The 15,289-nt window shown below is 50.5% G+C and carries 15 protein-coding genes and 1 pseudogene; 15 read left to right on the top strand and 1 reads right to left on the bottom strand.

The window, feature by feature from the left end; genetic code table 11:
• The 13 genes from EA14781_RS18225 to hybG all read left to right on the top strand — a co-directional run.
• Positions 1–291, top strand: a 291-nt coding sequence (locus EA14781_RS18225) for an acyl-CoA dehydrogenase family protein (protein ID WP_000959514.1), incomplete at its 5' end; no start/stop codon positions are given.
• A gap of 66 nt (positions 292–357) precedes the next feature.
• On the top strand, positions 358–1,134 hold the full coding sequence (gene fixA, locus EA14781_RS18220) for a putative electron transfer flavoprotein FixA (protein WP_000767687.1): 777 nt from the start codon (positions 358–360) through the stop codon (positions 1,132–1,134).
• A gap of 21 nt (positions 1,135–1,155) precedes the next feature.
• The gene (locus EA14781_RS18215) at positions 1,156–2,100 is read left to right on the top strand and encodes an FAD-binding protein (protein ID WP_000178751.1); all 945 of its coding nucleotides are present in this window, start codon (positions 1,156–1,158) and stop codon (positions 2,098–2,100) included.
• A gap of 32 nt (positions 2,101–2,132) precedes the next feature.
• Positions 2,133–3,416, top strand: a complete 1,284-nt coding sequence (locus EA14781_RS18210) for an FAD-dependent oxidoreductase (RefSeq protein ID WP_000796691.1) — start codon at positions 2,133–2,135, stop codon at positions 3,414–3,416.
• The gene (locus tag EA14781_RS18205; RefSeq protein ID WP_001099020.1) at positions 3,413–3,697 is read left to right on the top strand and encodes a ferredoxin family protein; all 285 of its coding nucleotides are present in this window, start codon (positions 3,413–3,415) and stop codon (positions 3,695–3,697) included. The genes EA14781_RS18210 and EA14781_RS18205 overlap by 4 nt, the downstream gene beginning before the upstream one ends.
• 238 nt (positions 3,698–3,935) lie before the next feature.
• On the top strand, positions 3,936–5,054 hold the full coding sequence (gene hybO, locus EA14781_RS18195; RefSeq protein WP_000145410.1) for a hydrogenase 2 small subunit: 1,119 nt from the start codon (positions 3,936–3,938) through the stop codon (positions 5,052–5,054).
• A 2-nt stretch (positions 5,055–5,056) separates the two neighbouring features.
• Complete coding sequence (gene hybA / locus EA14781_RS18190) at positions 5,057–6,043, top strand: hydrogenase 2 operon protein HybA (protein WP_001081870.1); 987 nt, start codon at positions 5,057–5,059, stop codon at positions 6,041–6,043.
• On the top strand, positions 6,033–7,211 hold the full coding sequence (hybB, locus tag EA14781_RS18185; protein ID WP_000017696.1) for a Ni/Fe-hydrogenase cytochrome b subunit: 1,179 nt from the start codon (positions 6,033–6,035) through the stop codon (positions 7,209–7,211). The genes hybA and hybB overlap by 11 nt, the downstream gene beginning before the upstream one ends.
• Complete coding sequence (hybC, locus tag EA14781_RS18180) at positions 7,208–8,911, top strand: hydrogenase 2 large subunit (protein WP_000083065.1); 1,704 nt, start codon at positions 7,208–7,210, stop codon at positions 8,909–8,911. Before hybB ends, hybC begins: the two co-directional genes overlap by 4 nt.
• Positions 8,911–9,405 (top strand): HyaD/HybD family hydrogenase maturation endopeptidase, encoded by a 495-nt coding sequence (locus EA14781_RS18175; RefSeq protein WP_001221940.1) that lies wholly within the window; start codon positions 8,911–8,913, stop codon positions 9,403–9,405. Before hybC ends, EA14781_RS18175 begins: the two co-directional genes overlap by 1 nt.
• On the top strand, positions 9,398–9,886 hold the full coding sequence (gene hybE / locus EA14781_RS18170) for a hydrogenase-2 assembly chaperone (RefSeq protein WP_000134006.1): 489 nt from the start codon (positions 9,398–9,400) through the stop codon (positions 9,884–9,886). The genes EA14781_RS18175 and hybE overlap by 8 nt, the downstream gene beginning before the upstream one ends.
• Positions 9,879–10,220, top strand: coding sequence for a hydrogenase maturation nickel metallochaperone HypA (gene hypA / locus EA14781_RS18165; protein WP_000544956.1), 342 nt, complete (start codon positions 9,879–9,881; stop codon positions 10,218–10,220). Before hybE ends, hypA begins: the two co-directional genes overlap by 8 nt.
• 12 nt (positions 10,221–10,232) lie before the next feature.
• Complete coding sequence (hybG, locus tag EA14781_RS18160) at positions 10,233–10,481, top strand: hydrogenase maturation factor HybG (protein WP_000334896.1); 249 nt, start codon at positions 10,233–10,235, stop codon at positions 10,479–10,481.
• 131 nt (positions 10,482–10,612) lie between these two features.
• Here the strand turns inward: hybG and yghU are convergent.
• Positions 10,613–11,487 (bottom strand): annotated as a pseudogene (gene yghU, locus EA14781_RS18155) (glutathione-dependent disulfide-bond oxidoreductase).
• A 204-nt stretch (positions 11,488–11,691) separates the two neighbouring features.
• Between yghU and gss the strand changes: the two are divergent.
• A complete protein-coding gene (gss, locus tag EA14781_RS18150) occupies positions 11,692–13,551 on the top strand; it encodes a bifunctional glutathionylspermidine amidase/synthase (protein ID WP_002461202.1) in 1,860 nt (619 codons plus the stop codon).
• A 302-nt stretch (positions 13,552–13,853) separates the two neighbouring features.
• Positions 13,854–15,289 (top strand): inorganic phosphate transporter PitB (pitB, locus tag EA14781_RS18145; RefSeq protein WP_042336004.1); only part of this gene is annotated, 1,436 nt, incomplete at its 3' end.

Raw genomic sequence — 15,289 nt, 5'->3', positions numbered from 1 at the left:
ATGTTAGTTGATATGGCGACGCGTGTTGATTGTGCCCGTATGCTCGTTCTGCGGGCTGCCGCAGCGAAAATGGCCTGCGAGCCATATACCCTCGAATCGGCGCAGGCAAAATTATACGCTTCAGAAACAGCGAGTTATGTAGCTCAGAAGGCGGTGCAATTGCACGGCGGCATGGGATACACCAAATCGTACCCTGTGGAGCGCCTGATGCGTGAAGCGAAACTGACGGAAATTTTTGAAGGTACCAGCGAAATACAGCGAATGGTGATTGCTAAACATATTCTGGCCTGATGAATTTACCGCGTAATAATAAGTTTCTCATTAATTAACTAATAACAAAGACAGAGATACCCGCCTATGAAATTGATTACGTGTTGCAAAGTGGTTCGTGACGAACTGGATATTATTGTCGAAGCTCATCGAGGGATTAATACTGACAATGCTGGGCTCAAGATCAGTCTTTATGATTTGAATGCTTTAGAAGCAGCTGTTGAAATAGCTCAGAATCAACCTGATTCGCATGTGACTGCGTTGAGCCTTGGTAGTCAATCCATGCTGGAGAACTCAAAAATCCGCAAAGATATTTTATCGCGTGGAGTTGATGCCTTAACAGTTATTACTGGTGAGGAATATGAAGCATTATATCCGACAGAGTCAGCTATATTGCTTGCTGCGGTAGCGAAGAAAATAGGTTTTGATTTATTAATCTGCGGTGAAGGTTCTGGTGACTTGTATGCTCAACAAACGGGAATACAAATTGGTGAACGACTAAATCTTCCCTGTATAAATGCGGTCAGTAAAATTACTGTTTCAGATTCCTGCGTTATTGTCGAACGTACTCTTGAAGACGCTGTAGAAGAGCTGGAGTTAAGTTTGCCAGCGGTGATATCGGTCAGTTCAGATATCAATGTTCCCAAACTTCCATCGATGAAAGCTATTCTTTCAGCAAATAAAAAACCGATTATTCAGTGGGGAGCGGATGACCTGGCGACAGACGTTTTACAGCCGACAGCAACACGTATTTCTGTGTCGGCGCCGGAGCAGAAAAATCGGCTTGGCGTGATTGTCGAGGGGGACTCTGACGAGAGTATTAATATTTTTGCAGATTATTTGCGTCAGGCGCTCAACCACTAAATTTTATAAAGGGAGTTAGTTATGACAATGCGATTACCTGAAATTTTTGTCTGGTCCGATAACCCGCAACGAATTAATGAATTAGTGGCAACAGGGCGGCAATGGGCAGAGCGTGTACATCTTCTTTTTGTTGGCGATGAAGAGCAGTTGCAAGTGCAACGGCATTGCGGTGTTGACGTAATTCACCATTTTAGCCCTCAGCATGATGTTCTTGTTGAAGATTATGTTCTCTCCTTTGCGCGGGTTATCGAGACTACGGGAACGCGGGGATTGGTCTTGATGCCTTCAACAAAACGAGGCAAAGCCATTGCGGCAAAACTGGGCGTCAGATTGAATGCGGCAGTCATCAACGATATGGCAGATTTGCGCATTACAGATGATCAATTGACCAGTTCACATCAGTTCTACGGTGGTCTTGCTCATGCGAACGTACAGCTCCATTCTGCATGGTCTGTCGTGACATGCGGTTCCGGTCATATTGTCGAAATGGCGCCGTCGGTTAGCGTCGCGGCAACAGTATTGACCGCCGGGTTTGTCAGCCCTGCCCATCCCATCAGATTTGTTTCACGTAAAGAAAAAACGGCAAGTCAGGTCGATTTAAGTAAAGCAAAGTGCGTTGTTGGTGTGGGGCGTGGTTTTGCGAAACAGGATGATCTTGCGCTTGCCAGTGCGTTGGCGACTGCGCTTCAGGGGGAAGTTGGTTGTTCACGGCCAATCGCGGAAGGTGAAGGGTGGATGGAACAGGAACGGTATATTGGCGTTTCTGGGGTAGCGTTGTCGGCCAATATATATGTTGCAGTTGGTATTTCCGGGCAAATTCAACATATGGTTGGTGTTAATCGGGTGAAAACGATCGTAGCGATTAACAAAGACAAGAATGCGCCGATATTCAGTGCGGCAGACTACGGCATCGTTGGGGATATCTACAAAATACTCCCGGAGTTGACCAAAAAGTTAGCGGTGTGAAACTGCGATTATTTCTCAGAAAGGATTGACGTATGGCTGAAGATATTTTCGACGCCATCATCGTTGGCGGTGGTGTAGCAGGAGCCACCGCTGCTCTGGTGTTGGCAAGGGCCGGATGCGATGTGCTGGTGGTTGAGAGAGGCAATTTTGCTGGCAGTAAGAATATGACAGGGGGGCGTCTGTATGCTCATAGTCTGGAATCGATTATTCCTGGATTTGCAGAAGAGGCGCCTGTGGAGCGGCTGGTTGTTCGAGAAAAAATAACCATGATGACGGCAGACTCTGGCGTCACGCTGGATTATCAGCATCCGGGGGGGGCACCGTCTGCAGCATCATGGACAGTGTTGCGATCGTCGTTTGATCAATGGCTAATGGGAAAAGCAGAAGATGCAGGCGCTCAGGTGATCACTGGCGTCAGAGTCGATGAGTTAATCCGCAAAGATGGAAAAATATGCGGTGTTAAAGCCGGGGATGACGAAATTGAGTCTCGGGCGGTGATTCTGGCAGATGGCGTGAATTCATTGCTGGCTAAACAGGCGGGAATTGCGCAGAAAATTAATGCGCATACTGTTGCGGTTGGCGTTAAAGAATTGATCGAACTATCTCCCACGCAAATGCTCGATCGTTTTGGCTGTACGGGGAATACCGGAACAGCATGGTTGTTCGCTGGGGCGCCATCGTGTGGGCATATGGGCGGAGGGTTTCTTTATACCAATAAAACCAGCGTTTCATTAGGCCTGGTTATGGGGCTGCACAATGTCAGCAAGTTTCCCCATAGTATCCCGCAGATGCTGGAAGATTTTAAAAACCATCCCATTGTCGCTCCGCTTATCAGTGGTGGAAGATTGTTGGAATATTCTGCCCATATGGTACCGGAAGGTGGTTTGAAGATGGTTACCGAGCTGGTTGGCGATGGTATCGTCGTAGCAGGGGACGCTGCGGGGTTGTGTTTGAATATTGGTTACACTGTTCGTGGAATGGATCTGGCTATCGCGTCTGGTGAAGCTGCGGCAAAAGCGATCATTAAGGCAAAAGAAAACGAAGATTTTAGTCGCTACGGGCTGGGCATGTATCGTGATTTACTGGAGCAAAGTTTTATTATGAATGACCTGAAGCTCTATCAAAATATACCGGATCTGATGAATAACCCCCGTTTGTTTACACAGTATCCCGGTCTCATGGCTGATCTCATGCATGAAGTATTTTCTGTGACAGGGCCACAACGACCATTGCGTAATAAGTTGTTTCCTCATATCAAAAAAGTTGGATTATTCAATTTATTCAAGGATGGTTTGAAAGGAGTTCGTAGCTTATGAATACGGTGAATGTCGATGTCAAATTGGGCGTCAATAAATTTTATGTTGATGAAGGAAATCCTCATATTGTTCTCAATGAACAGATCGATCCGCAGTTATTTCAATTACTGGTAATGGCATGTCCTGCCGGTTTGTATCGCTGTGATGGAAATGGCCATTTTCTCTTTGATTATGCGGGTTGCCTTGAATGTGGTACTTGCCGGGTATTATGCGGAGAGTCGTTATTAGCGAAGTGGCAATATCCGGTGGGAACGTTGGGCATCGAGTATCGGCACGGTTAAGTTTTCATCACTTTGTTTGGACTCTGGTCGGTTAACGCCGCGAAAATTGATCAAACATACGTATTATCTTGCTTTAATTAATTACACTAACGCTTCTTCCCTTCGTTTTAGCGGCCTGCCGCAGTATCATTGCAATGATAACCATAATAAATGTGTGGTAAATGGCGCATCGATCGCATTATTGATTTTGCGATTGAGGCAAAATATATGCCAGGTCTTCGCAACGGAATAACTATAAATGACTGGAGATAACACCCTCATCCATTCTCACGGCATTAATCGTCGTGATTTCATGAAGCTTTGTGCAGCATTGGCCGCCACTATGGGGCTGAGTAGCAAAGCCGCTGCAGAGATGGCCGAATCGGTCACTAACCCGCAGCGCCCACCGGTTATCTGGATTGGCGCGCAGGAGTGCACCGGTTGTACGGAATCTCTGCTTCGTGCCACTCATCCAACGGTAGAAAATCTCGTTCTGGAGACAATTTCTCTGGAATACCACGAGGTGCTTTCCGCCGCCTTCGGCCATCAGGTTGAAGAGAACAAACATAATGCGCTTGAGAAATACAAAGGGCAGTATGTGCTGGTTGTGGATGGTTCCATCCCATTAAAAGATAACGGTATTTATTGCATGGTTGCCGGTGAGCCGATTGTGGACCACATCCGCAAAGCGGCAGAAGGCGCAGCAGCAATTATCGCTATCGGTTCCTGCTCCGCGTGGGGCGGTGTCGCCGCTGCTGGGGTTAACCCAACCGGCGCGGTTAGCCTGCAAGAAGTTCTGCCAGGCAAAACCGTAATCAACATTCCTGGCTGCCCGCCGAACCCGCACAACTTCCTCGCGACCGTTGCGCACATCATCACTTACGGCAAACCGCCGAAGCTGGATGACAAAAACCGTCCGACTTTCGCCTATGGTCGTCTGATTCACGAACACTGCGAACGTCGCCCGCACTTCGATGCTGGTCGTTTCGCCAAAGAGTTCGGCGATGAAGGTCACCGCGAAGGCTGGTGCCTGTACCACCTCGGCTGTAAAGGGCCGGAAACTTACGGCAACTGCTCAACGCTGCAATTCTGTGACGTTGGCGGCGTGTGGCCGGTGGCTATTGGTCACCCGTGCTATGGCTGTAACGAAGAAGGTATCGGCTTCCATAAAGGCATCCATCAGCTTGCCAATGTCGAAAACCAGACGCCGCGTTCACAGAAACCGGACGTTAATGCTAAAGAGGGCGGTAACGTCTCTGCGGGCGCTATTGGTTTGCTCGGCGGTGTGGTTGGGCTGGTTGCCGGTGTCAGCGTGATGGCGGTGCGTGAACTGGGTCGTCAGCAAAAGAAAGATAACGCTGACTCACGGGGAGAATAACCGTGAACAGACGTAATTTTATTAAAGCAGCCTCCTGCGGGGCATTGCTGACGGGCGCGCTACCGTCTGTCAGTCATGCGGCTGCTGAAAATCGCCCGCCAATTCCGGGATCGCTGGGGATGTTGTACGACTCGACGCTGTGCGTAGGCTGCCAGGCTTGCGTTACCAAGTGTCAGGATATCAACTTCCCTGAACGTAACCCGCAAGGGGAACAGACCTGGTCGAACAACGACAAACTGTCGCCGTATACCAATAACATCATTCAGGTGTGGACCAGCGGCACGGGCGTTAACAAAGACCAGGAAGAGAACGGCTACGCGTACATTAAGAAACAATGTATGCATTGCGTCGATCCGAACTGTGTCTCCGTGTGCCCGGTCTCTGCACTGAAAAAAGATCCGAAAACCGGCATTGTCCATTACGACAAAGACGTGTGTACCGGCTGTCGTTACTGCATGGTCGCCTGCCCGTACAACGTGCCGAAGTACGACTACAACAACCCATTTGGTGCGCTGCATAAGTGTGAGCTGTGTAACCAGAAAGGTGTGGAGCGTCTCGATAAAGGCGGTCTGCCAGGCTGTGTAGAAGTGTGCCCGGCGGGAGCGGTGATTTTTGGTACGCGTGAAGAGCTGATGGCCGAGGCGAAAAAACGCCTGGCGCTGAAGCCGGGTAGCGAATATCACTATCCGCGTCAGACGTTGAAATCTGGCGATACGTATTTGCATACCGTGCCGAAATATTATCCGCATTTGTATGGTGAGAAAGAGGGGGGCGGTACTCAGGTTCTGGTACTGACAGGCGTACCTTACGAAAACCTCGATCTACCGAAACTGGACGATCTTTCTACTGGCGCGCGTTCCGAAAATATTCAACACACCCTGTATAAAGGCATGATGCTACCACTGGCCGTGCTGGCGGGCTTAACCGTGCTGGTTCGTCGCAACACTAAAAACGACCATCACGACGGAGGAGATGATCATGAGTCATGATCCACAACCGCTGGGCGGCAAAATCATCAGTAAACCGGTCATGATTTTTGGACCGTTAATCGTCATCTGTATGCTCCTGATTGTGAAGCGTCTGGTGTTCGGTCTGGGCTCTGTCTCCGACCTGAACGGCGGTTTCCCGTGGGGCGTATGGATTGCGTTTGATTTGCTGATTGGCACTGGCTTCGCCTGTGGCGGCTGGGCGCTGGCATGGGCGGTATACGTCTTTAACCGTGGGCAATACCATCCGCTGGTGCGCCCGGCGCTGTTGGCGAGTCTGTTCGGGTACTCACTGGGCGGTTTGTCGATCACTATCGACGTTGGTCGCTACTGGAACCTGCCGTACTTCTACATTCCGGGCCACTTCAACGTGAACTCGGTGCTGTTCGAAACGGCGGTCTGTATGACCATCTACATCGGCGTGATGGCACTGGAGTTTGCTCCGGCACTGTTTGAACGTCTGGGCTGGAAGGTTTCTCTCAAGCGTCTGAACAAGGTGATGTTCTTCATCATCGCGCTCGGTGCGCTGTTGCCGACCATGCACCAGTCTTCAATGGGGTCGCTGATGATCTCGGCGGGCTACAAGGTGCATCCGTTGTGGCAGAGCTATGAAATGTTGCCGCTGTTCTCGCTGCTGACGGCGTTCATCATGGGCTTCTCGATTGTCATCTTTGAAGGTTCGCTGGTGCAGGCGGGTCTGCGTGGCAACGGCCCGGATGAGAAGAGTCTGTTCGTCAAACTGACCAACACCATCAGCGTATTGCTGGCGATTTTCATCGTGCTGCGCTTTGGCGAGCTTATCTATCGCGACAAGCTGTCGTTGGCGTTTGCCGGTGACTTCTACTCCGTGATGTTCTGGGTTGAAGTTCTGCTGATGCTCTTCCCGCTGGTGGTTCTGCGTGTGGCGAAACTGCGCAACGATTCACGCATGCTGTTCCTGTCGGCACTGAGCGCTCTGTTAGGTTGTGCAACCTGGCGTCTGACCTATTCGCTGGTGGCATTCAACCCGGGCGGCGGTTACGCCTACTTCCCGACCTGGGAAGAACTGTTGATTTCTATTGGTTTTGTGGCTATTGAGATTTGCGCTTACATCGTACTCATTCGTCTACTGCCGATACTTCCTCCTTTAAAACAAAACGATCATAATCGTCATGAGGCGAGCAAAGCATGAGCCAGAGAATTACTATTGATCCGGTAACCCGTATTGAAGGGCATTTACGCATCGATTGCGAAATCGAAAATGGCGTCGTTTCAAAAGCATGGGCTTCCGGTACCATGTGGCGCGGTATGGAAGAGATCGTGAAAAACCGCGATCCGCGCGATGCATGGATGATTGTGCAACGTATCTGTGGCGTATGTACTACCACTCACGCGCTGTCTTCTGTTCGTGCGGCAGAGAGTGCGCTGAATATCGACGTTCCGGTTAACGCGCAATACATCCGTAACATCATTCTGGCTGCGCACACCACGCATGACCATATCGTTCATTTCTATCAGCTTTCGGCGCTGGACTGGGTGGACATCACTTCTGCACTGCAAGCTGATCCAACCAAAGCCTCCGAAATGCTGAAAGGCGTTTCGACCTGGCACCTGAACAGCCCGGAAGAGTTCACCAAAGTTCAGAACAAGATTAAAGATCTGGTTGCCAGCGGTCAGTTGGGTATTTTTGCTAACGGCTACTGGGGACATCCGGCGATGAAACTGCCGCCGGAAGTGAACCTGATTGCCGTAGCGCACTACCTGCAAGCGCTGGAGTGCCAGCGTGATGCTAACCGCGTGGTGGCGCTGCTGGGCGGTAAAACGCCGCATATTCAGAACCTGGCGGTAGGCGGTGTTGCGAACCCGATCAACCTGGACGGTCTGGGCGTGCTGAACCTTGAGCGCCTGATGTACATCAAGTCTTTCATCGACAAGTTGAGTGACTTTGTTGAGCAGGTTTACAAGGTTGATACCGCAGTTATTGCCGCGTTCTACCCGGAATGGCTGACGCGCGGCAAAGGTGCGGTGAACTACCTGAGCGTGCCGGAATTCCCGACCGACAGCAAAAATGGCAGCTTCCTGTTCCCGGGCGGCTACATTGAGAATGCGGATCTGTCTTCGTATCGTCCGATCACTTCTCATTCCGATGAATACCTGATTAAAGGGATTCAGGAAAGCGCGAAGCATTCCTGGTATAAAGACGAAGCGCCGCAGGCACCGTGGGAAGGCACCACTATTCCGGCTTACGATGGTTGGTCTGATGACGGTAAATACTCCTGGGTGAAATCACCGACTTTCTACGGCAAAACGGTAGAAGTGGGGCCGCTGGCTAACATGCTGGTGAAACTGGCGGCAGGACGCGAGTCTACCCAGAACAAACTGAATGAAATCGTTGCGATTTATCAGAAACTGACTGGCAATACGCTGGAAGTGGCGCAGTTGCATTCCACGCTGGGTCGTATTATTGGTCGTACCGTTCACTGCTGCGAATTGCAGGATATCCTGCAAAACCAATACAGTGCGCTGATCACGAATATCGGCAAAGGCGATCACACCACCTTTGTGAAGCCGAACATTCCGGCTACGGGTGAGTTCAAAGGCGTTGGCTTCCTCGAAGCGCCGCGCGGTATGCTCTCTCACTGGATGGTGATCAAAGACGGTATTATCAGTAACTACCAGGCCGTTGTTCCATCAACCTGGAACTCTGGTCCGCGTAACTTCAATGATGACGTCGGTCCTTACGAGCAGTCGCTGGTGGGTACACCGGTTGCCGATCCGAATAAACCACTGGAGGTGGTGCGTACCATTCACTCTTTCGACCCGTGCATGGCCTGTGCGGTACACGTAGTGGATGCCGACGGCAACGAAGTGGTTTCAGTGAAGGTTCTGTAATGCGTATTTTAGTCTTAGGGGTCGGCAATATTTTGCTGACCGATGAAGCCATCGGAGTGCGGATTGTTGAAGCGTTAGAGCAACGATACATTCTGCCGGATTATGTTGAAATCCTTGATGGCGGCACGGCGGGAATGGAGCTGCTTGGCGACATGGCAAATCGCGATCATCTGATTATCGCCGATGCCATTGTGTCGAAAAAGAACGCGCCGGGAACGATGATGATCCTGCGGGATGAAGAAGTTCCGGCGTTGTTTACCAATAAAATCTCTCCGCATCAGCTTGGCCTGGCCGACGTCTTGTCGGCCCTGCGCTTCACCGGCGAGTTTCCGAAAAAGCTGACTCTTGTCGGCGTGATCCCGGAATCGCTGGAGCCGCACATCGGCTTGACGCCGACGGTTGAAGCAATGATTGAACCTGCGCTTGAGCAGGTTCTGGCTGCGCTGCGCGAATCAGGCGTGGAAGCCATCCCACGGGAGGCGACTCATGACTGAAGAGATAGCCGGTTTCCAGACCTCCCCGAAGGCGCAAGTACAGGCAGCGTTTGAAGAAATTGCCCGGCGTTCGATGCACGATCTCTCTTTTCTGCATCCTTCAATGCCGGTGTATGTTTCCGACTTTACGCTGTTCGAAGGTCAGTGGACGGGGTGTGTGATCACCCCGTGGATGCTGAGTGCAGTTATCTTCCCCGGCCCGGATCAACTCTGGCCGCTGCGCAAAGTGAGTGAGAAAATCGGTCTGCAACTGCCGTATGGCACCATGACCTTTACCGTAGGAGAACTGGACGATGTTTCGCAATATCTCTCCTGTTCTCTGATGTCGCCGCTTTCGCACAGTATGTCGATTGAAGAGGGGCAACGTCTGACGGATGACTGTGCGCGAATGATCCTTTCGTTGCCAGTCACCAATCCAGATGTACCACACGCAGGGCGTCGCGCCCTGCTGTTTGGTCGCAGGAGTGGCGAAAATGCATGAGTTGTCGCTTTGCCAGAGCGCCGTTGAAATTATCCAACGGCAGGCGGAGCAGCACGATGTTAAGCGCGTCACCGCCGTGTGGCTGGAAATTGGCGCGCTCTCCTGCGTTGAGGAGAGCGCCGTCCGTTTTAGTTTTGAAATCGTCTGCCAGGGAACTGTGGCGCAAGGGTGCGATTTACATATCGTCTATAAACCCGCCCAGGCTTGGTGTTGGGATTGCAGCCAGGTGGTGGAGATTCATCAGCACGATGCGCAGTGTCCGATCTGTCACGGCGAGCGGTTGCGTGTCGATACCGGCGATTCGCTGATCGTCAAAAGTATTGAAGTTGAATAACCGGAGTTAACAATGTGTATTGGTGTTCCTGGTCAGGTGCTGGCTGTCGGTGAAGATATTCACCAGCTTGCGCAGGTTGAAGTATGTGGTATCAAGCGCGACGTGAATATCGCCCTGATTTGCGAAGGTAACCCTGCCGATCTGCTGGGCCAGTGGGTGCTGGTACACGTCGGATTTGCCATGAGCATCATCGACGAAGATGAAGCCAAAGCCACATTAGACGCGCTGCGCCAAATGGATTACGACATTACCAGCGCGTGATGATGAAAGCCGGAGGCATTTGTAGGCCTGACAAGACGCGCTAGCGTCGCATCAGATATTGCGCTCGATTGCCGGATGCGGCGTGAACGCCTTATCCGGCCTGGATGGCTTGCTGCGACTAGCACTAACCATTAACCCTGACGCTTATCTTCCGTATTCGTCTCGAAATCGCTGGCGTCATGGCGCTCATGTAACTGCTCGTTCAGCGGCCCGTTGGTGCGGTTAACAATACGCCCACGCTTTACTGCCGGACGTTCGCCCACTTCTTTCGCCCAGCGTTGCACGTGCTTATAGCTACCTGCATCAAGAAACTCTGCGGCATCATACACGCCACCTAACACCACGTTGCCAAACCACGGCCAGATTGCCATATCAGCAATGGTGTACTCATCACCCGCAACAAATTTATGTTGTGCCAGTTGTTTGTCCAACACGTCGAGCAGACGCTTGGCTTCCATGGTAAAGCGATTGATGGCGTACTCAATTTTCACCGGTGCGTAATGGTAAAAGTGACCAAAACCACCGCCAAGGAACGGCGCGGCGCCCTGTAACCAGAACAACCAGTTCAGCGTTTCGGTACGTTTAGCCAGATCCTGCGGCAGGAAGTAGCCAAATTTCTCTGCCAGATAAAGCAGAATCGATCCTGACTCAAATACGCGGATACGCGGATAGGCGGATTATGCGTATGATCACGCAGTGCCGGGATCTTCGAGTTCGGGTTCACTTCCACAAAGCCGCTGGAGAATTGATCGCCATCGCCAATGCGGATCAGCCAGGCATCGTACTCTGCGCCAGTAACGCCCAGCGCCAACAGTTCTTCAAGCATTATGGTGACTTTCTGACCGTTTGGCGTACCCAGAGAATAGAGCTGCAACGGGTGTTTACCAACCGGTAGCGCTTTTTCATGTGTCGGGCCAGACATCGGGCGATTGATATTGGCGAACGCGCCGCCAGAGGATTTATCCCACGTCCAGACTTTCGCGGGCTGATAAGTATTTTCTGCCATAGTGAGTTGCCTTCTGAGTGGTAATGTTGAAGCAGTGTAGCAGTTCGTCTGCTGTACAGATTGTGAATTTTTTAACCCTTTGCGCCAGCCGCTGCGTTGAGGTGTATGATTAGTCTGACCTCTGTCCGGTTAATGTCACTGAGCAGGTAATCAGAGCATAACATTTACGCCAACTGCTTAGGCTGTATTGTTTAAGGTAACGTGATGAGCAAAGGAACGACCAGTCAGGATGCCCCGTTTGGGACATTATTAGGCTATGCCCCCGGTGGTGTAGCAATCTACTCTTCAGATTACAGTTCTCTCGATCCGCAGGAATACGAAGATGATGCCGTATTCCGTAGCTATATCGACGACGAATATATGGGCTACAAATGGCAATGTGTTGAATTTGCTCGCCGTTTTCTCTTTCTGAACTACGGTGTAGTCTTCACAGATGTGGGAATGGCGTGGGAGATTTTCTCACTGCGTTTCCTGCGTGAAGTGGTTAATGACAACATTTTGCCATTGCAGGCGTTCCCTAATGGCTCGCCACGTGCGCCAGTCGCGGGCGCGCTTCTTATCTGGGATAAAGGCGGTGAATTTAAAGACACAGGCCATGTCGCCATTATTACGCAATTGCACGGGAATAAAGTTCGCATTGCGGAACAGAACGTGATTCATTCTCCGTTGCCGCAAGGGCAACAGTGGACGCGCGAGCTGGAGATGGTAGTCGAAAACGGTTGTTATACCCTGAAAGATACTTTTGATGACACCACTATTCTTGGCTGGATGATCCAGACGGAAGATACCGAACACAGCTTGCCGCAGCCGCAAATTGAAAGTGATTTGTTGAAAATCAGCGGGGCGCGACTGGAAAACAAAGGTCAGTTTGACGGTAAATGGTTGGATGAGCAGGATCCGCTACAAAATGCCTACGTGCAGGCGAACGGTCAGGTAATCAATCAGGACCCGTATCATTATTACACCATTACCGAGAGCGCCGAACAGGAGCTGATAAAAGCCACTAACGAGCTGCACCTGATGTATCTGCATGCCACCGACAAGGTGCTGAAAGATGACAATCTGTTGGCGCTGTTCGATATTCCAAAAATCCTCTGGTCGCGTTTGCGTCTCTCCTGGCAGCGTCGCCGGCACCATATGATTACCGGCCGAATGGACTTCTGCATGGATGAGCGTGGCCTGAAAGTCTATGAATACAACGCCGATTCCGCCTCCTGCCATACCGAAGCAGGCTTAATCCTCGAACGCTGGGCGGAGCAGGGTTATAAAGGCAGCGGTTTCAATCCGGCTGAAGGGTTGATTAACGAGCTGGCAGGCGCATGGAAACACAGCCGCGCGCGTCCGTTTGTGCATATCATGCAGGACAAAGATATTGAGGAGAATTATCACGCTCAGTTTATGGAGCAGGCGCTGCAACAAGCAGGCTTTGAAACGCGTATTTTACGCGGGTTAGAGGAACTGCGTTGGGATGCTGCCGGGCAACTGATTGATGGAGAAGGGCGACAGGTTAACTGCGTATGGAAAACCTGGGCGTGGGAAACGGCATTTGATCAAATCCGCGAAGTGAGCGACCGTGAATTTGCCGCAGTGCCGATTCGCACCGGGCATCCACAAAATGAAGTTCGTCTGATAGACGTTCTGTTACGCCCGGAAGTGTTGGTTTTTGAGCCGCTATGGACGGTGATCCCCGGTAACAAAGCGATTCTGCCGATCCTCTGGTCTCTGTTCCCGCACCATCGTTATCTGTTGGATACTGACTTCACCGTGAATGATGAGCTGGTGAAAACCGGTTATGCCGTTAAACCGATTGCCGGGCGCTGTGGTAGCAACATTGACCTGGTCAGCCATCATGAAGAGGTGCTTGATCAGACCAGTGGTAAATTTGCCGAACAGAAAAATATTTACCAGCAACTGTGGTGCCTGCCAAAAGTGGACGGTAAGTATATCCAGGTATGTACCTTCACTGTTGGTGGTAATTATGGTGGAACTTGCCTGCGCGGCGATGAATCACTGGTCATCAAAAAAGAGAGTGATATTGAACCGTTAATTGTGGTGAAAGAGTAATACATGTTGTAGTAAACCCGTACTGATTATGAAATTAATCGGTACGGGAGCATGTCCGCGGATTATTCAAATCATTAATTAATTGTATATATTAATGCTCATATGTTCATGCCTTAAATATATTAACGAATAAAATACGTTGTTATTAAACACTCTTTAAGATTTTGAGAGGTGACTTATTGTCTGATACTAAAGAAATAACTTTGTTTTTATCACTAAAAAGCGATATTTCACTTTGCCCACGCCATTAAAGTCACTGATAATGCGTTCGTTCGTAAATTCAAAATGGCGTAATCTAATATATGCTAAATTTATTTGTTGGCCTTGATATATACACAGGGCTTTTGCTATTACTGGCTCTGGCATTTGTGTTGTTCTACGAAGCAATCAATGGTTTTCATGACACGGCGAATGCGGTAGCAACCGTTATTTATACCCGCGCCATGCAGCCGCATCTTGCTGTAGTGATGGCGGCATTTTTTAACTTTTTTGGCGTGTTGCTTGGTGGGCTTAGCGTTGCTTATGCCATCGTCCATATGTTGCCTACTGATTTGTTGCTCAATATGGGCTCGGCCCATGGCCTGGCGATGGTCTTTTCCATGCTGTTAGCAGCGATTATCTGGAACCTGGGAACGTGGTTCTTTGGTTTACCTGCCTCCAGTTCTCACACTTTGATTGGCGCGATTATCGGCATCGGTTTAACCAATGCACTTTTAACCGGTTCGTCGGTCATGGATGCATTAAATCTGCGTGAAGTTACAAAGATTTTCTCTTCGTTGATAGTTTCTCCCATTGTTGGACTGGTGATTGCTGGGGGACTGATTTTCCTGTTGCGTCGCTACTGGAGCGGGACGAAAAAGCGCGATCGCATCCACCGTATTCCAGAGGAGCGGAAGAAGAAAAAAGGCAAACGCAAGCCGCCGTTCTGGACACGTATTGCGTTGATTGTTTCCGCTGCGGGCGTGGCTTTCTCTCATGGTGCGAACGATGGGCAAAAAGGGATTGGCCTGGTCATGCTGGTGCTGGTAGGGATTGCGCCTGCCGGGTTCGTTGTTAACATGAACGCATCAGGATATGAAATTACTCGTACTCGAGATGCGGTCACTAACTTCGAACACTATTTGCAACAGCATCCCGAACTGCCGCAAAAATTGATTGCGATGGAACAACCATTGCCTGCCACTCCGGCTGACGGTTCTCAGCCGAAAGAGTTCCATTGTCATCCTGCAAACACTTTTGATGCCATTGACCGTGTTAAAACGATGCTACCGGGTAATATGGACAGTTATGAGCCGTTAAGCGTAGGTCAACGCAGCCAGTTGCGTCGTATTATGCTTTGCATCTCCGATACCTCCGCGAAGCTGGCGAAATTGCCGGGCGTTAGCAAAGAAGATCAGAACCTGCTGAAAAAACTGCGTACTGATATGTTAAGCACCATTGAATATGCACCGGTCTGGATCATTATGGCAGTGGCTTTGGCGCTGGGTATCGGTACCATGATAGGCTGGCGTCGTGTGGCGATGACCATTGGCGAGAAAATTGGTAAGCGTGGTATGACGTATGCTCAAGGGATGGCGGCGCAGATGACTGCTGCGGTGTCTATCGGTCTTGCCAGCTATATTGGGATGCCGGTTTCCACGACACATGTACTCTCTTCCGCCGTCGCAGGGACGATGGTGGTTGATGGTGGCGGGTTACAGCGTAAAACCGTCACCAGTATTTTGATGGCGTGGGTGGG

Source organism: Escherichia albertii NBRC 107761 = DSM 17582 (assembly GCF_000759775.1).
In the GTDB taxonomy this organism is placed as follows: Bacteria; Pseudomonadota; Gammaproteobacteria; order Enterobacterales; family Enterobacteriaceae; genus Escherichia; species Escherichia albertii.
This window is presented reverse-complemented; position numbering and strand designations above follow the sequence as displayed.